The 22,314-nt window shown below is 70.8% G+C and carries 19 protein-coding genes and 2 pseudogenes; 14 read left to right on the top strand and 7 right to left on the bottom strand.

The genetic code is table 11. From position 1 onward, the window contains the following. Together AB0J02_RS09680 and AB0J02_RS09685 are read left to right on the top strand one after the other, a co-directional pair. Positions 1–365: pseudogene (locus AB0J02_RS09680) on the top strand (hypothetical protein); the annotation flags it as partial. Then, positions 362–1,144: an ABC transporter permease gene (locus tag AB0J02_RS09685; RefSeq protein ID WP_363193055.1), complete on the top strand. Its 783-nt coding sequence runs from the start codon at positions 362–364 to the stop codon at positions 1,142–1,144. The pseudogene AB0J02_RS09680 and the gene AB0J02_RS09685, both read left to right, overlap by 4 nt. A gap of 21 nt (positions 1,145–1,165) precedes the next feature. Here AB0J02_RS09685 and AB0J02_RS09690 read toward each other — a convergent pair whose 3' ends face one another. From AB0J02_RS09690 to AB0J02_RS09700, 3 genes are all read right to left on the bottom strand, one after another. Next, complete coding sequence (locus tag AB0J02_RS09690; protein ID WP_363193056.1) at positions 1,166–2,938, bottom strand: GMC family oxidoreductase; 1,773 nt, start codon at positions 2,936–2,938, stop codon at positions 1,166–1,168. Beyond that, the gene (locus AB0J02_RS09695; protein ID WP_363193057.1) at positions 2,931–4,889 is read right to left on the bottom strand and encodes a long-chain fatty acid--CoA ligase; all 1,959 of its coding nucleotides are present in this window, start codon (positions 4,887–4,889) and stop codon (positions 2,931–2,933) included. The genes AB0J02_RS09690 and AB0J02_RS09695 overlap by 8 nt, the downstream gene beginning before the upstream one ends. 189 nt (positions 4,890–5,078) lie before the next feature. Beyond that, positions 5,079–5,753 (bottom strand): TetR/AcrR family transcriptional regulator, encoded by a 675-nt coding sequence (locus AB0J02_RS09700; protein ID WP_363193058.1) that lies wholly within the window; start codon positions 5,751–5,753, stop codon positions 5,079–5,081. 119 nt (positions 5,754–5,872) lie between these two features. Between AB0J02_RS09700 and AB0J02_RS09705 the strand changes: the two genes are divergently transcribed. Next, positions 5,873–6,340: an SCP2 sterol-binding domain-containing protein gene (locus AB0J02_RS09705; RefSeq protein WP_363193059.1), complete on the top strand. Its 468-nt coding sequence runs from the start codon at positions 5,873–5,875 to the stop codon at positions 6,338–6,340. 11 nt (positions 6,341–6,351) lie between these two features. Beyond that, positions 6,352–7,584 (top strand): acyl-CoA dehydrogenase family protein, encoded by a 1,233-nt coding sequence (locus AB0J02_RS09710; RefSeq protein ID WP_363193422.1) that lies wholly within the window; start codon positions 6,352–6,354, stop codon positions 7,582–7,584. Positions 7,585–7,658: 74 nt separating this feature from the next. Here the strand turns inward: AB0J02_RS09710 and AB0J02_RS09715 are convergent, their stop codons facing one another. Beyond that, on the bottom strand, positions 7,659–8,093 hold the full coding sequence (locus tag AB0J02_RS09715) for a VOC family protein (protein WP_363193060.1): 435 nt from the start codon (positions 8,091–8,093) through the stop codon (positions 7,659–7,661). Positions 8,094–8,173: 80 nt separating this feature from the next. Continuing rightward, on the bottom strand, positions 8,174–9,823 hold the full coding sequence (locus AB0J02_RS09720) for a von Willebrand factor type A domain-containing protein (RefSeq protein WP_363193061.1): 1,650 nt from the start codon (positions 9,821–9,823) through the stop codon (positions 8,174–8,176). 305 nt (positions 9,824–10,128) lie between these two features. Between AB0J02_RS09720 and AB0J02_RS09725 the strand changes: the two genes are divergently transcribed. The 5 genes and pseudogenes from AB0J02_RS09725 to AB0J02_RS09745 all read left to right on the top strand — a co-directional run bounded on the left by AB0J02_RS09725 (position 10,129) and on the right by AB0J02_RS09745 (position 13,914). After that, positions 10,129–10,833 (top strand): rhodanese-like domain-containing protein, encoded by a 705-nt coding sequence (locus AB0J02_RS09725; RefSeq protein WP_363193062.1) that lies wholly within the window; start codon positions 10,129–10,131, stop codon positions 10,831–10,833. Positions 10,834–10,879: 46 nt separating this feature from the next. Continuing rightward, the gene (locus AB0J02_RS09730) at positions 10,880–12,307 is read left to right on the top strand and encodes an MBL fold metallo-hydrolase (protein WP_363193063.1); all 1,428 of its coding nucleotides are present in this window, start codon (positions 10,880–10,882) and stop codon (positions 12,305–12,307) included. Next, a complete protein-coding gene (locus tag AB0J02_RS09735; protein ID WP_363193064.1) occupies positions 12,304–13,053 on the top strand; it encodes a sulfite exporter TauE/SafE family protein in 750 nt (249 codons plus the stop codon). The genes AB0J02_RS09730 and AB0J02_RS09735 overlap by 4 nt, the downstream gene beginning before the upstream one ends. A gap of 31 nt (positions 13,054–13,084) precedes the next feature. Further along, a pseudogene (locus AB0J02_RS09740) lies at positions 13,085–13,701 on the top strand (DUF5753 domain-containing protein). Between the two features lie 12 nt (positions 13,702–13,713). After that, a complete protein-coding gene (locus AB0J02_RS09745; RefSeq protein WP_363193065.1) occupies positions 13,714–13,914 on the top strand; it encodes a DUF397 domain-containing protein in 201 nt (66 codons plus the stop codon). A gap of 8 nt (positions 13,915–13,922) precedes the next feature. Here the strand turns inward: AB0J02_RS09745 and AB0J02_RS09750 are convergent, their stop codons facing one another. Together AB0J02_RS09750 and AB0J02_RS09755 are read right to left on the bottom strand one after the other, a co-directional pair. Beyond that, on the bottom strand, positions 13,923–14,804 hold the full coding sequence (locus AB0J02_RS09750) for an ABC transporter permease (protein ID WP_363193066.1): 882 nt from the start codon (positions 14,802–14,804) through the stop codon (positions 13,923–13,925). After that, entirely contained in the window at positions 14,801–17,512 is a 2,712-nt protein-coding gene (locus AB0J02_RS09755; RefSeq protein ID WP_363193067.1) for an alpha/beta fold hydrolase, read from the bottom strand. Before AB0J02_RS09755 ends, AB0J02_RS09750 begins: the two co-directional genes overlap by 4 nt. Positions 17,513–17,628: 116 nt before the next feature. Here AB0J02_RS09755 and AB0J02_RS09760 point away from each other — a divergent pair, with 116 nt between their 5' ends. The 5 genes from AB0J02_RS09760 to AB0J02_RS09780 all read left to right on the top strand — a co-directional run. Next, entirely contained in the window at positions 17,629–18,060 is a 432-nt protein-coding gene (locus tag AB0J02_RS09760; protein ID WP_363193068.1) for a GNAT family N-acetyltransferase, read from the top strand. Positions 18,061–18,255: 195 nt separating this feature from the next. Continuing rightward, entirely contained in the window at positions 18,256–19,560 is a 1,305-nt protein-coding gene (locus AB0J02_RS09765) for an ABC transporter substrate-binding protein (protein ID WP_363193069.1), read from the top strand. Positions 19,561–19,605: 45 nt separating this feature from the next. Beyond that, on the top strand, positions 19,606–20,574 hold the full coding sequence (locus tag AB0J02_RS09770) for a sugar ABC transporter permease (protein WP_363193070.1): 969 nt from the start codon (positions 19,606–19,608) through the stop codon (positions 20,572–20,574). 77 nt (positions 20,575–20,651) lie between these two features. Then, positions 20,652–21,467 carry a carbohydrate ABC transporter permease gene (locus AB0J02_RS09775; protein ID WP_363193423.1) on the top strand — a complete coding sequence of 272 codons (816 nt, stop codon included), beginning with the start codon at positions 20,652–20,654 and terminating at the stop codon, positions 21,465–21,467. Beyond that, positions 21,464–22,314, top strand: an 851-nt coding sequence (locus AB0J02_RS09780; protein ID WP_363193071.1) for a hypothetical protein, incomplete at its 3' end; no start/stop codon positions are given. The genes AB0J02_RS09775 and AB0J02_RS09780, both read left to right, overlap by 4 nt.

Below are 22,314 nucleotides of genomic sequence, written 5' to 3' on the forward strand. Positions count from 1 at the left end.
GGATCGTCCCCGGCGGACACATCCGGCTGCGCTTCACCGACCCGGCCGCCTACCGCAGCGCGGCCTCCGCTCTTCGCGAGGTCACCAGGGACGACGAGGCGCTGTCCCTGCGCATTCCCAGCGACGGCACCCAGCGCGAGCTGCGTTCCCTTCTCGACTGGCTGGACTCCGCCGGCGTCGAGGCGGACGAGCTGACCGTGCACACCCCCGACCTCGACGACGTCTTCTTCGCCCTGACCGGCCCCGCCGACGTTCCCTACCGGCCCAGCCGACTCAGCCAGCCCAAGCAGCCCGGCCAGTCCACCGAGCCCAACCAGCCCGGCCAGTCCAACCAGTCCAACCAGTCCAAGGGGAACGTCCGATGAGTGCTGCTTTCTCCCTCGCCGTGCGTGACTCGTCGACGATGTTGCGCCGCAACCTTCTGCACGCCCGCCGCTATCCGTCCCTCACCCTGAACCTGCTGCTCACCCCGGTCATGCTGTTGCTGCTGTTCGTCTACATCTTCGGCGACTCCATGAGCGGCGGCGCGGGCCGCTCCGCCTACATCGCCTACATCGTGCCCGGCATCCTGCTGATGACCGTCAGCTCGACCACCGTCGGCACGGCGGTCTCCGTGTCCAACGACACGACCGAGGGCATCATCGCCCGGTTCCGCACCATGGCCATCCACCGCGGTTCCGTCCTCATCGGCCACGTCATCGGCAGCGTGATCCAGTCGGTGCTGAGCGTGCTCCTCGTCGGCGCCGTAGGCGTGGCCATCGGTTTCCGCTCCGTCGACGCCACCGCTCTGGAGTGGGTCGCCGCATTCGGGCTGCTTGTGCTCTTCGCCCTGGCGCTCACCTGGATCGCGGTCGGCATGGGCCTGATCAGCCCGAACGTCGAGGCCGCCAGCAACAACGCGCTGCCGTTGATCTTCCTCCCGCTGATCTCCAGTGCTTTCGTGCCGATTGACGCGATGCCGGGCTGGTTCCAGCCGATAGCGGAGTACCAACCGTTCACGCCGGCTATCGAGACCCTGCGCGGGCTCCTCCTCAACACCGGGATAGGAAACAACGGTTGGCTCGCGCTCGGCTGGTCCGTGGGTCTCGCGGTTCTCGGTTACTTCTGGTCGGCGTCGAAGTTCCACAGCGCCACCCAGCGCTGAGAGCCGCGGACGAAGTCGCGGCTACGGCCTTCGGAGCCGCAGCTCGCCGAAGGCTCCCGCCGGTACGGCCGGGGCCTTCGGCGACACCGCTGTCAGCCGCCGGTACTCCGCGCCCTGGTCCGGCCGAGGGTCCGCCTGACCGAGGTTGGGCCAGTACGACATCGCGCGCTCGGCCTGCGCGGTGATGGTGAGGGACGGGTTGACGCCGAGGTTGGCGGAGACCGCCGAGCCGTCCACCACCGAGATACCGGGGTACCCGTACAGCCGGTGGTAGGGGTCGATGACGCCGCGCTCCGGGGTGTCGCCGATGGCGCAGCCGCCGAGGAAGTGGGCGGTGAGGGGCTTGCCGAGGAGTTCGCCGAGGTTCGTGCCGGCGAAACCGTTGAGGGACTCGGCGATCAGCCCGGCGGCCTGCCAGCCCTCCGGGATGTGCACGGGGTTGGGGCGGCCGTGGCCCTGCCCCGCGGTGAGCAGTCCGCGCCGGGTCAGGCTCGTCGTCAGGGAGTTGTCGTGGGTCTGCATGACGAGCCCGATGATGGTCCGCTCCGACCAGCGCCGCATCAGGGCGGTGCGGGCGACGAGGACCGGGTGGGAGAGGAAGGCGAGCGCGGCGGCGACCGGCTTGGGCAGATTCTGCTTGTACTGCGGTACGCAGATCAGGGCCATGAGGTTGGAGCCCTTGCCGTAACGGACGTTCTCGATGTGCGTGGTGGGGTTCGGGTGGACGGAGGAGGTGATGGCGACGCCGCGGGTGAAGTCGATGTCCTTGCGCCCGAGGCGGCGGGGCCAGGTCAACGCACCCACCAACGCTTCGGAGTTGGTACGGGTGAGCACCCCGAGCCGCTCCGACAGGCGGGGCAGTGTGCCGTCGGCCTTCATGCGGTGCAGCAGGGTCTGCGTGCCGTACGTGCCGGCGGCGAGGACGACGCGGCGGGACCGCAGCACGGTGCGGCGACCGCGGCGGGCGTGGCGGGCCTTGTTCGTTGGCGCGGTCGTCACTTCGTATCCGGCGCCGTCGGGCAGTTCGCGCACGGCGGTGACGGTGGTCATCGGGCGGACTTCCGCGCCGGCGCGTTCGGCGAGGTGCAGGTAGTTCTCGGTGAGGGTGTTCTTGGCGCCGACGCGGCAGCCGGTCATGCAGGAGCCGCACTCGGTGCAGGCGGCGCGGGCGGGTCCCGCGCCGCCGAAGTACGGGTCGGGAACTTCCGTTCCGGGCCGGGCCGTTGTACTGCCGTCGGCGTCCCGCCCGTCGCCGAAGAACACGCCCACGGGCGTCAGCCGGAAGGTGTCTCCCGCGCCCATCCGTCCGGCCGCCGCCCGCAGCAGATCGTCGGCCTCGGTCGTGGTCGGGTTGGTGCGTACGCCCAGCATGCGCCGCGCCTGGTCGTAGTGCGGGGCGAGTTCGGCCTGCCAGTCCGTGATGTCCGCCCACTGCCGGTCGCGGAAGAAGGCGGGCGGCGGGACGTAGAGGGTGTTGGCGTAGTTCAGCGAGCCGCCGCCGACTCCGGCGCCCGCGAGCACCATCACGTTCTTCATCAGGTGGATGCGCTGGATGCCGTACATGCCCAGGCGCGGGGCCCATAGATAGTCGCGCAGCTTCAGTGACGTACGGGGAAGGGTGTCGCGGGTGTAGCGCCGGCCCGCCTCCAGGACTCCGACCCGGTAGCCCTTCTCGGTCAGCCGGAGCGCGGAGACGGACCCGCCGAATCCGGAGCCGACCACGATGACGTCATAGTCGTAGCCACGGTCATACGCGCCCTCGGCCGGGGAATCGGGCGTCGTGGTGTCAGGCACCGTACAGCTCCTCGATCTCCCGCTCGTACGCTGCCATGACGGCCTGGCGCTTGATTTTCAGGGAGGGGGTGAGCAGCCCGTTGTCCTCGGTGAACTCGCCCTCCACCAAGGAGAACTTGCGGATGGACTCGGCGCGCGAGACGGCCTCGTTGGCGAAGTCGACGGCCTTCTGGACGGCCGCGATCATCCGTGGGTCGCGGATCACCTCGGACACCGGGGTGTCGGCGGGCAGTTTGCGCACGCTCAGCCAGTGGGCGACGGACTCCGGTTCGAGGGTGATCACGGCGGCGACGTAGGAGCGGTTGTCGCCGACGACGATGCTCTGGCCGACCGGCGACCGGCTGCGCAGCCGGTCCTCCAGGACGGCGGGTGAGACGTTCTTGCCGCCGCTGGTGACGAGGATGTCCTTCTTGCGGCCGGTGATGGTGAGGTAGCCGTCGTCGTCGAGGGCGCCGAGGTCGCCGGTGGCGAACCAGCCGTCCGGGGAGAGGACTTCGTCCGTCGCCGCGCTGTTCTGCCAGTAGGCGCCGAAGACGATCGGGCCCTTGATGAGTATCTCGCCGTCGTCCCCGATACGGATTGTGGTGCCGGGGACGGGCAGGCCGACGGTGCCGGGCCGGGGGCGCAGCGGTGGTGTGATGGTGGCGGCGGCCGATGTCTCGGTCAGGCCGTATCCCTCGTAGATCACGATCCCGGCGGTGTAGAAGAAGAGGTTGAGGCCGCGGTCGAGGGGGGAGCCGCCGCTGATCGCGTACCGCAGGCGGCCGCCGAGTTCCTTGCGGACGCGGCGGTAGACGAGCAGGTCGTAGAGGCCGGTGGCGAGGCTGAGGCCGAGTCCGGGTCCCTGCGCGCCGTCGAGGAACTTCGCGAGGCTGCGTTCGCCGAACGTGACCGCGATCCGGTCGGCCCGGTCGAAGGACGCGCCGCGTCCGATCTTCTCGGCGGTGGCCCGCCCGGTGTCGTGGATCTTCTCGAAGAGATAGGGCACGCCGACGACGAACGTGGGCCGGAACGAGCGTAGTTCGGGCCGCAGTTCGTCGGGCTTGATGCTCGGGCAGTGGCCGAGTTCGATCCTGGCGAGCAGGCACGCCACCTGGATGGTCCGGCCCAGGATGTGCGCGAGCGGCAGGAAGAGCAGGGTCGAGGCGGCCTGGCCGGTGATGGCCTTGAAGATGGGGTGCAGGAGTTCGACGGTGTTGGCGGCTTCCGCGTACAGATTGCCGTGGGTGAGGACGCAGCCCTTGGGCCGGCCGGTGGTGCCGGAGGTGTAGCAGACCGTCGCGATGGTGTCGGGGGTGAGGGCGGCCCGACGTTTGGTGACTTCCTCGTCCTCGATCTCCCTTCCTCCGTTGGCGAGTTCGAGGATGGCGCCCCCGTCGAGCTGCCAGACGCGCGGTCGGTCGGTGTCGGGCAGGGCTGCGAGTCCGGCTTCGGCGGCGACCGCGTTCTCCGGGGTCTCGACGATCAGCATCCGGGCGCCCGAGTCCCGCACGATCCACTCGATCTGCTCGGGCGAGGAGGTCGCGTAGATCGGTACGGTCTGGCCGCCGGCCGCCCAGATCGCGAAGTCGAGGACCTGCCACTCGTAGCGGGTGCGCGACATGAGGGCGACGCGGCCGCCCGGTTCGAGCCCCGCGGCCATCAATCCCTTGGCGGCGGCGGTCACTTCGCGCGCGAAAGCCGCCGCCGTGACCGGCTTCCACTCCCCCGAGCCCCCGGCACCCCCGGCACCCCCGGCCTCCTTACGCCGTACGACTACGGTGTCCGGCACCTCGGCGGCGTTCACGAACGGGATGTCGGCGGGCGTGGAACCGTCCGACGGGGGCGCGGCGAGCGGTGCGGTGCGCGCCTCGCGGACCACGCCCCGCTCGTCCCTGACGAGTTCGACCTTCACGCGGTCGGCCAGGTCACTGCGCTTTCTGGCCCGCTTCAGATCCTTGCGTACGCCCATGTCGGCTCCCGGTCGCGCGGCGGCTTGCGGTCGGTGGTTCGGGGATCTCAGGTGCTCGGTCGTGCGTACCGTTCGTACGCCCCGCTCGTACTTACTGGAGAGTCAACTTACTCACGCGTAAGGAAAATTCAATGGGTCGCACGCGAATCGGCCCGCCCGGTCCGGCGCATCTGCCGCGTGCGCCCCGGCTCAGCCCTCGGGCAGCCACGCCTTGCCGTCGAGGACGTCGCGCATGCCCACCCACACCATGTTCATCAGCCGCAGGGCGATGCCGTCGGGCGTCTGGCCGGGGTTGCGCTCCATCCAGTCGGTGAGCGAGTCGGCCGCGCCGACCAGTCCGTGCGCGACGAAGTCGGCGTCCTCGGCGCCGAGCCGGGCGCCGCGGCCGCTGTCCGAGATGCCGTCCCTGACGAGCCCCGCGACCTCGGCCATGACCGCGCGCCGCGCCTCCGCGACGGCGGTGGCGATCGCCTCGGTCAGCTCCGAGGCCTGCCGGTGCAGCACGACCCAGCTGTCGCGGTGCTCGGCGACGAACGCGAAGAACGCCGACAGGCCCGCGTACAAACGCAGTTCGGGCTCGGCGCCCGCACTCCGCGCGGCCTCCTGGAACGCGGCGACCAGCCGCTCGGCCTCCCGGCGCAGACAGGCGAGGAAGAGGCCCTCCTTGGAGTCCAGGTAGAGGTAGACCATCGGCTTGGAGATACCGGCGAGTTCGGCGATCTCGTCGACGGAGGCCGCGTGGTAGCCGCGCTTGGCGAAGACGTGAACGGCCACGTCGATGATCTGCTGCTCGCGCACCTGCCGGGGCACGCGCTTGCGTCGCGCCGCCGTGCGCCCTTGAGCCGCTCCCGATGTCCCCGTCACTCTTGTCAGCCTACCTACGTCGCCGTAACCTTACCAATTAGTAAGTTTACTGATCGGTAAGAAGTAAGCCAAGTGAGCCACGGCCCGACACGATGGCCGGGAGAACCTAGGAGAGTTCCATGAGCGGTGCCGACGACATCGCGGCCCTCGACTTCGCGAGCGTCACGCCCGAGGAGTTCGCGCGGCTCGTGAAAGGCCTGTCCGCGAAGGAGATCAGTGAGATCGCGGAGGACAGTGCCCTGCGCGCCCGCGTCCTGAAGGAGGTCTTCGGGCGCATGGAGCGGCAGTTCAAGCCGGAGGTCGCCGGGACCCTGGAAGCGCTCATCCGCTGGAAGGTCACCGGTCAGGGTGCCACCCCCGAGGCGGTCTACGAGACGAATATCACCGGCGGCACGTGCACGGTCACCGAGGGCCGCTCGGACGCGGAGCCGCGCGTCACGCTCGTCATGGGCGACGCCGACTTCCTCAAACTGGTGTCGGGCAACTCCTCGCCCGTCACCATGTTCATGCTGCGCAAGGTGAAGATCGCGGGCGATGTCGCGCTCGCGGCGGGCCTGACCCGCTACTTCGACATCCCGAAGGCGTAGGGGGCGACGGCATCATGGCTTTCTCTCTCGAACTGGACCAGGAGCAGCGCGATCTGCGCGACTGGGTGCACGGGTTCGCCGTCGACGTCGTACGCCCCGCGGCCGCCGAGTGGGACGAGCGCGAGGAGACACCCTGGCCGGTGATCCGGGAGGCCGCGAAGATCGGACTCTACGGGTTCGAGTCCCTGGCCGAACTCTTCGGCGACCCCAGCGGCATCTCGCTGCAGATCGCCAACGAGGAGCTCTTCTGGGGCGACGCGGGCATCGGCATGGCACTGTTCGGCACTTCGCTCGCGGTCGCCGGGATCTTCTCGTCCGGCACGCCCGACCAGCTGGCCGAGTGGGTGCCGCAGTGCTTCGGCGACGAGGCGGATCCGAAGGTCGCCGCGTTCTGCGTGTCGGAGCCGCAGGCCGGCTCCGACGTGGCGGCGATGCGGACGCGGGCCCGCTACGACGAGGCGAAGGACGAGTGGGTGATCAGCGGCCAGAAGGCCTGGATCACCAACGGCGGCATCGCCAACGTGCATGTCGTCGTGGCCTCCGTGGACCCGGAGCTGGGTTCGCGCGGGCAGGCCGCGTTCATCGTGCCGCCGGGGACACCAGGACTCGAAGGTGCCAAGAAGATACGGAAGTTGGGGCTGCGGGCGTCGCACACGGCCGACGTGTTTCTCGATGATGTGCGGGTGCCCGGGCACTGCCTGCTCGGCGGCAAGGAGAAGCTGGACGCGCGGCTCGCGCGGGCGCGCGAGGGTTCCCGTGGCGGTTCACGCGGGAGCGGCCGGAGCCAGGCCGCGATGTCCACGTTCGAGGTGAGCCGGCCGACCGTGGGCGCGCAGGCGCTCGGGATCGCGCGCGCCGCGTACGAGTACGCGCTGGAGTACGCGGGCGACCGGGAGGCGTTCGGCCGCCCGATCATCGAGAACCAGGCGATCGCGTTCGCCCTCGCCGATCTGCGCACCGAGATCGAGGCGTGCCGGCTGCTCATCTGGCAGGCGTCGTGGATGGCCCGCAACGACAAGGTCTTCGACGCCGGGCAGGGGTCGATGTCGAAGCTCCGGGCCGGTGAACTCGCCGTCGCGGCGAGCGAGAAGGCGATCCAGGTCCTCGGCGGCGCCGGGTACAGCAGGGAGCATCCGGTGGAGCGGATGTACCGGGACGCGAAGATATACACGATCTTCGAGGGGACGAGCGAGATCCAGCGGCTCGTCATCGCGCGGGCGATCTCGGGACGGCAGATCCGCTAGTCCAGGACCCCGGAGGCTCGGCCCGCGCACTGGTGCGCGGGCCGAGCCTCCGGGGCCGTCCAGAAGCCCAGTCGTCAGTCGAGACAGAACTCGTTGCCCTCGACGTCCTGCATCCCGAGGCACGACTCGTCGAAGCCGTCGGCGATCTGCAGCTGGCCGCGTACCGCGCCGAGCGGGACAAGGCGCGCGCATTCGGCCTCAAGGGCGGCCAGGCGCTCCTCGCCCACGAGCCCCGTGCCGACCCGCACGTCGAGATGCACCCGGTTCTTGACGACCTTGCCTTCGGGGACGCGCTGGAAGAACAGACGCGGGCCCGCACCCGTGGGATCCACGCAGGCGAACGCCGAGCCCTGCCGCTCCGGCGGCAGAGAGCGGTCGAAGTCGCCCCAGCTGTCGAACCCCTTCGGCGGCGGCGGTACGACGTACCCCAACACCTCACACCAGAAGCGGGCGACGCGCTCGGGGTCAGCGCAGTCGAAGGTGATCTGGACCTGCTTGATCGACGCCATCGGACCACGATAGCTCGCGCGTTCACCGGAGGGGGTGGGTCCAGTTGCCGTCCCCGAGCGAGACGAATACGGCTCACCCCTCACGGAACCCTGAGCTCCGCCGCCTGCCGTACCGCCTCTGCCAGTTCCTGTACATCCGAGTCCTCTATCGCCTCCGACAACGCGTCTGCTCGGAAAGCGAGTTGGCGCAGGCTCGGTTCGCCCGGGAAGCGCTCGTCCGAGCCCTCCCCCAGGCCGTGGGCGAAATAGGCGGCGAGGGCGGAGACGCGTAGCCGGGGCGGCGTGGTGCCGGACCAGAGGGGGTGGGTGAGGGCGGATGCCGAGATCGTGCCGGACTGTTCGCGGGGTGCGCGGCCGGCGGGGTCGAGCCAGCGGACCGTGGCCGTCGCCACCCTGCCCTCCGCGCCCTCGCGGAGTCTGACCGCGTAGAGCGCTGTCACCGTGTGGCCGGGGCCGATCTCGCCGCCGTCCACGCGGTCGTCGCGGAAGTCCTCGTCGGCGACGCGGCGGTTGTCGTAGCCGAGGAGCCGGAAGTCGGAGACGTTCTTCTTGTCGAAGGTGACCTGTGCCTTCGCGTCCCGCGCCCGCAACTCCACGCTTTCGGGCAGCTGTTGGACGAACACCTTGCGGGCGTCGGCCGGTGAGGAGACGTACGCGGTGTGGCCGTCGCCCTTGTCGGCGAGCCGTTCCATCAGGGCGTCGCCGTAGTCGCTGCCGACGCCGACGCCGAAGAGCGTGATGCCGTGTTCGCGGCGGGCGTCCGCGATGCGTTCGAGGATCACGTCGGCCGAGGTCTCGCCGGTGTTGGCGAGCGCGTCGGAGAGGAGGACCACGCGGTTGGTGGCACCGTCCCTGGCCCCTTCGACCGCCGTGGCGTAACCGGTGCGGACGCCTGCTTCGAGGTTGGTGGATTCGGTGGGTTCGAGGGTGTCGATGGCGTGTCGGGCATGGTCGCGCACTGCGCCGTCCCGCCCGCCGAGCCGCGTCATCGGCAGCACCGTTTTCGCCTCGTCGCTGAAGGTGACGAGCGCGATCGAGTCGTCGGCGCGGAGCTGTCCGGTGAGTGTCGACAGGGACTGCTTGACCAGGTCGAGGCGGCCCGGTTCGCCCATGGAGCCGGAGATGTCGACGACGAACGTCAGTGCAGCGGGCGGGCGTTCACCGCTCGCGGGCGCCTGGGCCGTCGCCAGGCCCACCCGCATCAGGCACCAGCCCTCGTCGCCGGCGCGGGCGCCGTCCACGGTCACCGAGAAGCCGTTGCCGTCGGGGCGCCGGTAGCCCTGCCGGAAGCTGTTGACGAACTCCTCGGGCCGTACCGTCGCCGGGTCCGGCAGCGCGCCCTCCGCCAGGGTGCGGCGCGCGTAACCGTAGGAGGCGGTGTCGACGTCGAGGGCGAACGTGGAGCGGTGGTCCGCCGCGCCGTCCCGATCCTCGGCGTCTCGGCCCTCGCTGTCCCGACCCTCGCTGTCCCGGCCGTTGTCGTCCGGCGCGACGGATGCGGCGGGGCCGCCCCCCGATCCACCCCCGGGTCCGTTCACGGATCCCGGTGTACGGGCGCCGCTCACCGTACGTTTCGACGTGTCCGAAGCGCTGCCGCCCGGGCCGCACCCCGTGAGCAGCAGCCCGCCGGCGAGCACCCCGGCGAGCAGCGCCCCGCCGCGACGGCGTATCCCGCCTGGACCGCCCGGACCACGCAACAAACGACCTGAACCACCCGGATCAACCCGCATGACCGCCCCTCCCGGACCCCGCGTCGGTGTCCTGTGACTCTGACGCGGGAGGCGGTCGGAGTGTTCGTTCCGAGCGATTGCGCCTTGGCCTCAAGGGGTTACAGCGGACGGCTGTTGTGACCGGTGGGTGATCCTCCGGAGACCTCACCGCACCCTCGCGTCACGCCGCAGATCCAAGCTCTGCCGGGCTCATTGGCTTGCCGTTTCGGCAATGCCGTTTGCTGTCCGCCAGTCAAGGCGAGCACGCTGAATCCAGAAAGTGCCGGAGCCGGACGCAATTGCCTTACGGAACAAGGGGCGTACAGATGGAAAATCGCCATGTCGTGATCATTCCGATCGAGATCGACGAGGAGAGGGAAAGCGCGTATCTCGACGCCTGGCAGGACGCGGCGGACGTGATGGCCGCGCAACCCGGATTCATACGCACTTACATGTTCCGCACGATCATTCCGGGGAGCACGTTCTCTCTGGTCAACGTGGCGGAATGGGAGTCCACGGCTCATTGGGAAGAGGCGATGAACGCCTGCCCGCTGATGGGGCAGCAGATAGCCGTCGCCCACGCTTCGAACTACGAGGCGATCCGGACGGTCCTGCCCGCCACGGGCCGGAACCCGGGTTCCGGCGACGGCCACACACCCGGCCACGTCCCCAGCCCCAAGCCTCACGACCTGTCGCCCGCCGAGGCGCATCGCCGCGTCGCGGACGGGCGGCTCACGCTGGTCGATGTCCGCGAAGACGACGAATGGGCGGCGCGTCGTCCGGCCGTTGCCGTCCACGCCCCGCTCGGCACGTTGCCGTCCTCGCTGTCGGATCTACCCGACGGACCGTTGGCCTTCGTGTGCCGGACCGGCGCACGCAGCGCGCAAGGCTGCGCGCAGGCGCTCCGCGCAGGCCGGTCCTCCGTCTACAGCGTGGTGGGCGGCCTTGAGGCCTGGGACGCGGCGGGGCTGCCGGTCGTCCTCCCCGGGCGCGAGGACGCGCCGGACAGCCGTCGGACAAGCGGCGAATAACCGGGCTCACGCATTTCCCAGCGCCGTTCGAGAAAGGAGCCACAGCATGTTTTTTGTCGACACCCTGGAGTTCGCGGGCCTGGGCAACCGCAGTTATCTGGCCGGCGGCCCTGATACGGCGGTCGTGGTCGATCCGCCGCGCGACATCGACCAGGTGATGTCCGCCGCCGCCCGGCGAGGGGTGCGTATCGCCTACGTGGCGGAGACGCACGTGCACAACGACTACGTTTCCGGCGGGCTGGAACTGGCCCGCCTCACCGGCGCCCGCTATCTGGTCCCGGCCGACGCCAACGTCTCCTACCCCCGTACTCCCGTCGCCGACGGCGACACGTACCAGGTGGACGAGCACCTCGTGCTGCGTGCGATAGCCACGCCGGGGCACACCCCGCACCACACTTCGTACGCGCTGGAGGAGGGTGGCCGCGCGGTGGCGGTCTTCACCGGGGGCTCGCTCCTGATCGGCACCGTGGGGCGTCCGGACCTGGTGGACCCGCGGCTGACCGAGCGCCTGGCCCGCGCGCAGCACGCCTCCGCCCACCGGCTGGCGGCGGCACTCGACGACGAGGTGCCGGTACTGCCCACGCACGGCTTCGGCAGCTTCTGCTCCTCCTCCCAGGCCGACGGCGACGCGACCACGATCGGCGAGGAGCGCGTCGGCAACGACGCCTTCACCCTGGACGTGGACACCTTCGTGCGGCGGATCCTGGCCGGACTGGAAGACGTGCCCGCCTACTACGCGCACATGGGTCCGGCCAACGCCGCCGGCCCCTCGCCCGTCGACCTGACCCCGCCCGAGCCCGCCGATGCCGCGCAGATCGCCGAACGGCTGGCGGCGGGCGAGTGGGTGGTGGACCTGCGCAGCCGGGTCGCCTTCGCCGGCGGCCATGTCGCCGGATCGTTCAACTTCGAGTCCGAGGGCAAGCTCGCCACCTATCTGGCGTGGCTGATCCCGTGGGGCAAGCCGGTCACCCTGCTCGGTGACGAACCGGCGCAGATCGCCGCCGCGCAGCGGGAGTTGACCCGGGTCGGCATCGACCGCCCGGCCGCCGCCGCCACCGGAACTCCGGCCACCTGGGTCCGCGAGGGGGAAGAGCTCGTCTCCTTCCCCCGAGCCCGCTTCGCCGACCTCGCCGCTCTCTCCGGCCGTTCCGCCGCACGGGAGCGCGGCCACGACGCGGTGGTGCTGGACGTGCGCCGGGATTCCGAGCGCGGGGACGGCTTCATCGAGGGCTCGGTGCACATTCCGCTGCACGCGTTGCACGGCCGGGCCGGCGAGGTGCCGGACGGCACGGTGTGGGTGCACTGCGCCGGGGGGATGCGCGCGGCGATCGCCGCTTCTCTCCTGGACGCGACCGGACGCAAGGTCGTCGCCGTCGACGACGGCTTCGACGCCGCCGCCGAGGCGGGCCTGAACATCATCCGTCTCGGCCCCGACCAGGCCGACTCAACCGTTCTGGCGCCGGGCACAGCGTGACCGCCCTGCTCCTGGCCCTGATCGCGGGGGCCGTCGTCGGCCTGGCCCTCGGCGCGCTCGGTGGCGGTGGCAGCGTTCTGGCGGTGCCCGCGCTGATCTACCTGCTCGGTTTCAGTCCCGCCGCGGCCACCACCGCCGGCCTGATCATCGTCACCGCCACCTCCCTGACCGCCCTGTACGCGCACGCCCGGACCGGGCAGGTCCGGTGGAAGGCCGGAGCTGCGTTCGCGGCCGCCGGGATTCTTCCGGCGGCCGCCGCCGGCGCCGTCGCCGCCCGCCTGCCGCAAGCCGTCCTCACCGGCGCGTTCGCCGTGGTCGCCGGGCTCGCCGCCGTCAAAATGTTCCGGCCCGCCGTCACCGCCCGGCCCGCGAGCGGCGACGTACGGCCGGGCAAGTCCGCCGCGGCCGGTGCCGGCCTAGGAACGCTGACCGGGCTGCTCGGTGTGGGCGGCGGCTTTCTCGCCGTCCCCGCACTCGTCACCGTCCTGGCCTTCGAGATGGAGGCCGCGGTCGGTACCAGCCTGCTGGTCATCACGGTCAACTCGCTGGCGTCCCTGGCCACTCGCTCCGGCGCCGCCGCCTCGCTCGACCGGGCGGTGATCGGCCCGTTCATCGCCGCCGCGATTCTGGGCGCCTGGGACGGCAAGCGCCTCGCCGCGAAGGTCTCCGGGCCCCGCCTGCAACGCGTTTTCGCGGCGGTCCTGCTGGCCGTGGCCGCCTTCATGCTTGCCGACGCCGTGATGTGACGACGCCGATCTCATCGACGCGTTGGCCGGCATGACGGGCGGCCGGACACGCGGCTGGTGGGAGGAGTACCGGGGCAAGGTTCCACAGGACTTCCTCGACCTGGCCGAGCTGGAACATCACGCCATCGCACTGCGCACCCTGCAGACCGCCCACCTCCCGGGCATGTTCCAGACCGAGGAGCACGCCCGCGCCTTGTTCGGCCTGTCCATCCCCGCGCTGCCGCGCCTGGAGGTCGAACTGCGCATCGTGCAGCGGCAAGCACGGCATCGCGTCCTCACCAAGACCCCCCGGGGGCTGTACCAGGGCCTGATCCATGAGGCGGCACTGCGCATGCACGTCGGCGGGCGGGACGTGACGCGGGACAGCTCGCCCGCCTGCTGGAAGAGGGCGAGCGCGAGAACGTGACGCTGTATGTGATCCCTTTCAGCGCAGGCGAGTTCCCGATGGCAGGGGACTCAGTGCTCTACGCGGCCGCCGAGAGCCCCCCTGTCGATACCGTCCAGGTCGACTCCCCGATCGGCGCCGTCTTCTTCGACTCCCCCACCCAACTGGCCGATTTCAGGCGGCGCCTGGACGCAGTCGAACAAGTAGCGTTGAATCCGAAGCAGTCGAGGGACGCCATCCTCGGCATCGCCAAGGATCTCTAAGAGGAAGCCGGTATGGCCGAGTTGAAGTGGGTCAAGTCGTCCTACTCGGAAGCGTCCGCGAACAATTGCGTCGAGGTCGCCACCCCCACCCCCCACCTCATCACCATCCGCGACTCCAAGAACCCGGGCCTGCCCCACACCACCGTGGGCCGCGCCGCCTGGGCCGAGTTCACCCTGGCCGTCGGCGGGGGCACGATCGTGTCGTCCGTCTGACCCGGTCGCTACGACACCACGTCCTTCCGCGCGAACCCGCGGAACGCCAGCGCGAACAGCACCACGGCGTACGCCACCGACACCGCCGCCCCCTGGATCATGCCGCTCCACTCGGGCTGCGCCTGGATCATGTCGGCCCAGGCGAACTGCCAGTGCGCGGGCAGGAAGTCGCGCCAGTGGCCCAGCGCGGTGACCGCGTCCAGGACGTTCCCCACGATGGTCAGGAAGACCGCGCCGCCGACCGCGCCGAGCGGATTGTCGGTCTTCGTCGACAGCCAGAACGCGAGCCCCGCGGTGACCAGTTGGGACACGAAGACGTACAGGATCACGATGAGCAGCCGCTGCGCCGCCGTGCCCGCCGACAAGGCGCCGCCGGTCGGGATCTCCAGCGGGCCCCAGCCGTACGCGACCGCGCCCACGCCGAGCGCGACGACCGGCAGCAGCACCATCGCGGCGAGGCTGAGCCCGAGCGCGACGGTGAGCTTGGACCACAGGAGGCGTGCGCGGGGCACCGGCGCGGCGAGCAGATAGCGCAGGCTCGACCAGTTCGCCTCGGAGGCGATCGTGTCGCCGCAGAACAGGGCGACGGGGATGACGAGCAGGAACCCGGCGGAGACGAACAGGCAGGTCGCCGCGAAGTTCGCGCCCGAGGCGGTGGCCGTGTCCATCAGCGTCACCCGGCCGCTGCGGCCGCCGGGCTGCCCGCCGATGGCGAACGCCGCGACGAGGACGAACGGCAGCAGCGCGAGCACCGCACCCATGACGAGGGTGCGCCGCCGCTTCACCTGCCGGGCCAGTTCGACCCGCAGGGGCAGGGTCCGCCCGGGCCGGTATCCGTCGGCGTGCCCGGCGACGGGCGGGATGGGCAGGGTCGTCCCGGTGCCGCTCATGCGGAACCTCCGATCAGCGTCAGGAACGCGTCCTCAAGGCGCCGGTGCGGGCCGAGCGACTTCACCGGCACGTCGAGCCGGACCAGGTCGGTCAGCAGCAGGGCGGCGGGGTCGGCGCCGGACAGGGCTGGGGCGAGCCGGACGAGGAGGCCTTCGTCGGCGCGGACCACCGACTCCACCCCCTCCAGCGCGGCCACCTTCTCCAGGAGCGGCTCGGAGACCTCACCGGCCAGGCCGACGAGCACGGTGTCGCCGGAGCCGACGATGTCCGCGACGCGGCCCGCCTGCACGAGGCGGCCCCGGTCCATCACGACGAGGTGCGTGCAGGACTGCTCGACCTCGGCCAGCAGGTGGCTGGAGACGATGACGGTGCGGCCGCCGCGCGCGTACCGGATCATCACCTCGCGCATCTCGCGGATCTGCGGCGGGTCGAGGCCGTTCGTCGGCTCGTCCAGGATCAGCAGGTCCGGCAGCCCGAGCATGGCCTGCGCGATGGCGAGGCGCTGCCGCATGCCCTGCGAGTACGTGCGCACGGCGCGAGCGAGCGCGTCGCCGAGGCCGGCGATCTCCAGCGCCTCGTCCAGATGCGCGTCCCCGGCGGGGCGGCCGGTCGCCCGCCAGTACAGCTCCAGGTTCTCCCGGCCGGACAGGTGCGGCAGGAAGCCCGCGCCCTCGACGAAGGCGCCGACCCGGGACAGGACGGGGGCGCCCGGCCGGATCGCGTGGCCGAAGACCCGGATCTCCCCCTCGTCGGGGCGGATGAGGCCCATGAGCATGCGCAGGGTCGTCGTCTTGCCCGCGCCGTTCGGCCCGAGCAGGCCGAGGACCTGTCCCTTCTCGACGCTGAAGGACACGTCGCGGACCGCGTACCGGTCCGTGGACTTGGCGTACCGCTTGCTCAAGTCGGTGATCTGCAAGGGGACTTCGGCGAGGGCCGGGGCGGGCGCGGGCGCCGTCGTCCGCCTGCGGGCCGTCAGCAGCAGCGCCGCGGCGACGACGACCGCGCCGATGGGCAGCCACCACACCCAGGCGGGCAGTGACGTGGCCGCGGTCTTCACGCCGGGCGCGGTCGGCAGGCTCAGCCCGCCGGTGACCGAGACCTGGTACGTCGCGGACTGCGCCGGGGACGCGTAGCCGAGGTCCGTCGCGGACAGGACGAGCCGCAGCGTGTGGCCCTTCTGCACCTGGTGGTCGATGGGCGGCAGCGTGAACGTGACGTCCTTGCCCGCGCCGCCCGCCCCGGTCACCCGCACCGGCGTGACCAGCTGCGAGGGCAGCACCTGGCTCGCCCCGCCCGGCCCGGCGTCGTACACCTTCGCGAAGAGGACGGCGGTGCCGGTGGAGGACTTCACGTGGGCCGTGGCCGTCGGGGAGCCGGTGATGCGTACGGATCCGCGCAGTGGCGCCGAGTCGAACCGGGCGAACTGGCCGGGGAAGTCCAGCGAGAGCGAGGCGCCCAGGGACGACGACAGCTGCGAGGCGCCGCCGAGGCCCGGGACGGAGGAGATCGACGGCGGGGAGCCGCCCGGCGGGTTCTGGAACGTCTCGGTGGCGGACTTCAGCGGCACGTTCAGCCGCTTCTCACCGCGCAGCCCGGGGTACCTGTCGCCGCTCGCGCCACGCACCGTGGCCGCGCCGTCCGTGGAGTCGACGCCGCCGGTGCGGGTGACGCGGAACGCGGGCCCGGTGTCGACGTCCTTGTCCTTCAGGTAGCGGTCGAACCAGGAGGTCACCCGGCCGGTGGTGCGGTCCGTCTCCATGTCGCCGCCGTCGTGCCCACCCGCGATCCAGTCGACGTCGACGGGCGCGCCATTGGCCTTGATATGTCTGGCGATCGCGTCGGACTGGCTGAGCGGGAACAGGGAGTCGGTCTGGCCCTGCGAGATGAGTGTGGGCACCTTGATGCGGTCGCCGACGGCGGACGGGCTGCGCTCCTCAAGGAGCTTGCGCGCCCGGGCGTCGGGCTTCCCGGAGACGGCGACCCGCTGGTACATGTCGCACAGCTCCGCCTCGAAGCGGCCGCAGTGCAGCCCGGCCTCGCTGGTGCGCGCGCCGATGTCCGCGGAGCCGGTGGTGAAGAAGATCCCGGTCCACAGCTTCTTGAAGACGTCGTCCGGGAAGAGCGCGTCCGCCAGGTTCCAGTACGTGATCTGCGGGGCGATCGCGTCGACCCGCTTGTCGTACCCGGCGGAGAGCAGCGAGATCGCGCCGCCGTACGAGGCGCCGGTGACGCCCACGCGCGGGTCGCCCGCCTTGTCGAGCTGGACCTCGGGCCGCTTCGCCAGCCAGTCGATCAGCCGCGAGACGTCGGCGACCTCGCCGTCCCGGTCGTTGAGCCCGATCTTGCCCGTGGAGGCGCCGAAGCCGCGCGCCGACCAGGTCAGTACCGCGTACCCGTGCCGGGCCAGCTTCTGCGCCTCGCCCTTCACATCGGCCTTGCTGCCGCCGAAGCCGTGTGCGAGCAGCACGGCGGGCCGCTTGTCGCGGCCGTCACCGGCGGTGAAGTACGAGGTGTCGATGCGGACGCCGCCGCCCATCGACATCTTGCGGTCCTGCCGGTGCACGGCAGGGCCGTCCCCGGCGGACGTGGCCGCGGCGACGGACCATGTCCCCGCCCCGGCGAGCACCACAAGGGCCGCCGCGACGGCGATCCACCGCCGCGGCTTCCCGCGTACCCGCTCGCGCCATGTGCGCCGTCGTAGATCCATGACATCAACCGTACGGGCCGCCACCGACAGTCACCGCACCCCCCGGTCGGAACCGGGAGACCTCCCCCGGTAGTACGTGCGCCCGCCGCGTACCGCGGGCGTGGTACGACGCCTCCATGACCGTCCACGGGATCCACCACGAGATCCGCCGCGCGCGCACCGTCGAGGAACTCGTCGCCGCGGGGCCGCTGTTCGACTCCCCGACCCGGCCGGAGGCGGCCCGGGACTTCCTGTCCGCACCCGGCCACCATCTCTATCTGGCCTATACCGGCGCCGAGCCCGTCGGCTTCGTCAGCGGTGTCGAGACCGTCCACCCCGACAAGGGCCGCGAGATGTTCCTCTACGAACTCGCGGTGGCCGAGCCGTACCGGCGCCGCGGCATCGCCCGCGCCCTGATCCGCACGCTCGCGGACCTGGCCGCCGAACTCGGCTGCTACGACATGTGGGTCGGGGTGGACGCGGACAACGACGTGGCGCTCGCGGCGTACCGCAGCGCGGGCGGCACGGACGACGGGCCGTGCGCGGTGATCACCTGGGAGTTCGCCTGACATCGGGCCGCTGGATCCGCCGTGACGGCAAGCGCTTTCCACGTCGATCCTGCAAGCGCTCGCAGCAATCGTCAAGAGGGTGTGCAGCAAAGAGAGTTGAAGCGCTTTCTCCCTTGTGAGAACCGTTGACGCCCCTGCGAGCGCATGCAAAGGTCCGACCTCACACCGCCGTCGAGCCGCTCGTGGAGGCCCCCTATGGGCAACGACGCCCCCTCCCGCCGCCCACTGACCCGCCGCACCACCCTCACCGCCCTGCTGGCCACTGGTCTGGGCACCGCCCTCACCGCCTGCGGCGGGCCGTCCCGGTCCGTCGGCGCGGGTGGCACCGTGACCCTGCGCTACTTCTTCTGGGGCGACAGCGGACGGGCCGATCTGATCAACAAGTGCGTCACCGTCTTCGAACGCGAGCATCCGAAGATCCGGGTCAAGACGAGCTTCGCCGCCTTCGACTCGTTCTGGCCGAAGCTGAGCACCGCCGCGGCCGGCGGCAATCCGCCCGACGTGATGCACATCGACTACGCCTGGATCCGCACGCTCGGCGAACACGGCGTCCTCGCCGACCTCGACGACCGCACGGGCCCCGGCAAGGAGATCGACGCCTCCACCCTGGTGTCCTCGCTGCGCACGGCCGGCCTGGTGGAGGGCCGCCGCGTCGGACTGCCGCTGTCCCACAACAGCGTCTCGCTGCAGTACGACGCGAAAGTGTGGGCCGACGCCGGGGCGCGGCCCCCGACCGCGCGGATGGGCTGGGACGCGTTCATGGAGCAGTCCCTCAAGGTCACCCGGTTCAGCGGGCGCAAGCAGTTCGGCATGGACAACCCCGGCCAGAACTACATGGGCGTAGAGACCTGGATGCGCCAGCAGGGCCTGCAGATGTGGACCGAGAAGGGCGGACTCGGCTTCGGTCACGACGACATGCGCCGCTACTTCGACCTGGTCGACGGCTGGCGCGCGGAGGGCGCGCTCGCGGGCCCGGACGTGGTCCTGGAGTCGCTGCCCGGCTACCCCATCAGTACCCGCCGGGTCGCCTCCAACCTGGAGTGGGACAACCAGGTCGGCGGCCGCAGCGAGATGCGCGGCAGCAAGCTCTCCCTCGGCGTCGTCCCCACCGACACCGGCCGCTCCGGCATCTACGCCAAGCCCGGCATGCTGATGAGCGCCGCCGCGAAGAGCCCGTACATCAGCGAGGCCGCGCAGTTCATCAACTTCATGATCAACGACCGGCAGGTGGCGAAGATCCTCGGCACCAACATCGGTATGCCGCCCACCACCAGCCAGGAGGGCGCCGCCGAGGTCACCGATCCGGCGGTGCGCCAGGTCCAGAGTTACGAGAAGCGGGTCGCGGCGACGATGGCGGCGACCCCGCCGCCGCCCGCCGACGGCGGCGCCTCCCTCAACGTCTATCTGCAGCGGGTCGCCGAGAAGCTCTTCTACGGCCGGATCTCCGTGGACCACGCCGTGGAGCTCTTCTTCGACCAGGCGAAGGTCGTCCTCGCCTGACGGCCGGGACCGGACCGCCTCTCCCCCTCAACGTACGGAGCCCTCATGGCCTCTACGACGACGACCGACGCCGCGATCCCCCGCGCCCGCCGCGGCGACACCCCCTCGACGGCCCCCGCCGAGCGGCGCCGGCGCACCAACGACCGTGCGGCGTACGTGTTCCTCACGCCCTGGATGCTCGGCGCGGCCGTGCTGACGCTCGCGCCGATGCTCTTCTCGCTCTACATGTCGTTCACGGACTACAACCTGTTCGACGCGCCCCGCTGGATCGGCCTCGCCAACTACAAACGCATCCTCTTCGACGATCCCGAGGTCCGGGACACCGTCGGCGTGACGCTTCTCTACGTGGTCGTCGCCACGCCGCTCAAGCTGATCGCGGCGCTCGGCGTGGCCCTGCTCCTGCACACCCGGCGCAAGGGCCGCAACTTCTACCGCGCCGCCTTCTACATGCCGTCCCTGATCGGCGCGAGCGTCGGCGCGGCCATCGTGTGGCGGCTGCTGTTCTCCACCGGCAGCGTCGTCGACCGCTTCCTCGGCACGTTCGGGGTGCACACCGGCGGCTGGATCTCCAACCCCGACTGGTCGCTGATGTCGCTGGTCGCCCTGTCGGTATGGCAGTTCGGCGCCCCGATGGTGATCTTCCTGGCGGCGCTGCAGCAGATCCCGCGCGATCTGTACGAGGCCGCGGAGATCGACGGGGCGGGGCCCTGGCGCCGCTTCGTCTCGGTCACCGTCCCCATGCTCTCCCCGGTGATCTTCTTCAACCTGGTCCTGGAGATGGTGCACGCCTTCCAGATGTTCAACTCCGCCTTCGTGCTGTCCAACGGCACGGGCGGCCCGGCCGGCTCCACCCACGTCTACTCGATGTACCTCTACGAACTCGGCTTCAACGACTTCCGGATGGGCTACGCGGCCGCCCTGACCTGGGTGCTGCTCCTGGTCGTCGGTGTGGTCACCGCCGTGCTGTTCAAGACGTCGGGCCGCTGGGTCCACTACGCGGGCGAGGAGAAGTGACCGTGACCGTGACGACCACGACACCCGGGCCGGTACCGCCCACCCCGACGGCGGCGCCCCGCGCCCGATCCCGGTCCCTGGCCTGGCACGGGGGCGCGCTCGCCCTCCTCCTCGTACTCCTCTATCCGGTGGTGTGGGTGTTCACCGCCGCCGTGAAGCCTGCGGACGAGATCCTGTCCAGCTTCAACTTGCTCCCGAGCGACATCACTTGGAACGGGTTCACCACGGCACTGGACGGTATCGCCGAGGTCCCGGCCTGGCGCTTCTTCGGCAACTCCCTGATCCTGGCGCTCGGTTCGGTGCTCGGCAACGTCCTGTCCTGCTCCATCGCCGCGTACGCCTTCGCCCGGCTGCGGTTCCGGGGGCGCGGGCCGATGTTCGTCGTGATGATCGGCACGATCCTGCTGCCGACGCACCTGCTGCTCATTCCGCAGTACACGATGTTCCAGCAGGCGGGTCTGGTCGACACGTATGTCCCGCTGCTGCTCGGCAAGTTCCTCGCCACGGACGCGTTCTTCGTGTTCCTGATGGTGCAGTTCGTACGGAACCTGCCGCGCAGCCTGGACGAGGCGGCGCTCATCGACGGCTGCGGGCACTTCCGCATCTTCGGGCACATCGTGCTGCCGCTGCTGCGGCCCGCCCTCATCACCACCGCGATCTTCACGTTCATCTGGTCCTGGAACGACTTCTTCGCGCCGCTCATCTATCTCCAGTCGCCGGAGAAGTACCCGTTGCCGCTGGCGTTGCGGCTGTTCGTCGACTCGACCAGCAGTCAGGACTACGGGGCGATGCTCGGCATGTCCGTCCTCTCCCTCCTCCCCGTGATCATCTTCTTCGTGGCGTTCCAGCGGCTGCTGATCGAGGGGGCGGCGACGTCGGGGGTGAAGGGATGACGCGGCGACGTGAGACCCCGTACGGGGAGCGCTTCACCCTCTTCGCCGAGGTGCTGTGGATCGGGCTGCTCGTGGCGGCGGGTTCACTGCTCGTGGTGACGTGGCCTGCGGCTGTGGCGGCGGGCTGTGCGGAGGTTCGGCGGTGCGTGCCGGATGGGCCGTCTTCCGGTACGGCTCGTCGGTTCCTGGGTGACTGGCGGGCGGCGTTGCGGGGCGGTTCGGGGGTGGGGGCGCTGGGTCTGCTGGTCCTTGGCTTCCTCGGTGCTGATCTGCGGCTGGCCGCTGTCGCGGGGGATGTGCCGTTCTTCGGGGTGCTGGCTCTGGTCGTCGCCGGGGTGGCGGGGGCCGTGGTCGTGGCGCAGGTTCGGGTGGCGGCGCGCTGGTCTGTCACGGGGCGCTGGGAGCGGGTGGGTCGGGATCCGGCCGGGTCGGCGATGCTGTTCGGGGCGGTTCTCGTATCGGCGGTGTGTGTATGGCAGTTGGTGTTGCTCGCCCCGCTGGTGGCAGGCGTACTGACCCTGGCCGCGGTAGCGGTGGACCGGCGATCCGCTCACCCCCAGGGGCTCCGCCCCGGCCCCCGCTCCTCAATCGCCGGAGGGGCTGAATTTGTCGCCGGACCGGGCGAATGCGCTGCCGGACCGGGAGGATTTGGCGCCGGGCCGGGCGGATGTGCTGCCGGGCCGGGTGGATTTGGCGCCGGAGGAGATCGGCCCCCCAGGGGCGCGGGGAACTGCGCGAACGGCCACAACGGCGCCGCACAGACCATCGAACGCGACGCAAAACAGGCCGTGCCCCCCAGGGGCGCGGGGAACTGCGCGAACGGCCACAACGGCGCCGCACAGACCAT

The organism is Streptomyces sp. NPDC050264, assembly GCF_040655895.1.
Lineage (GTDB): Bacteria > Actinomycetota > Actinomycetes > Streptomycetales > Streptomycetaceae > Streptomyces.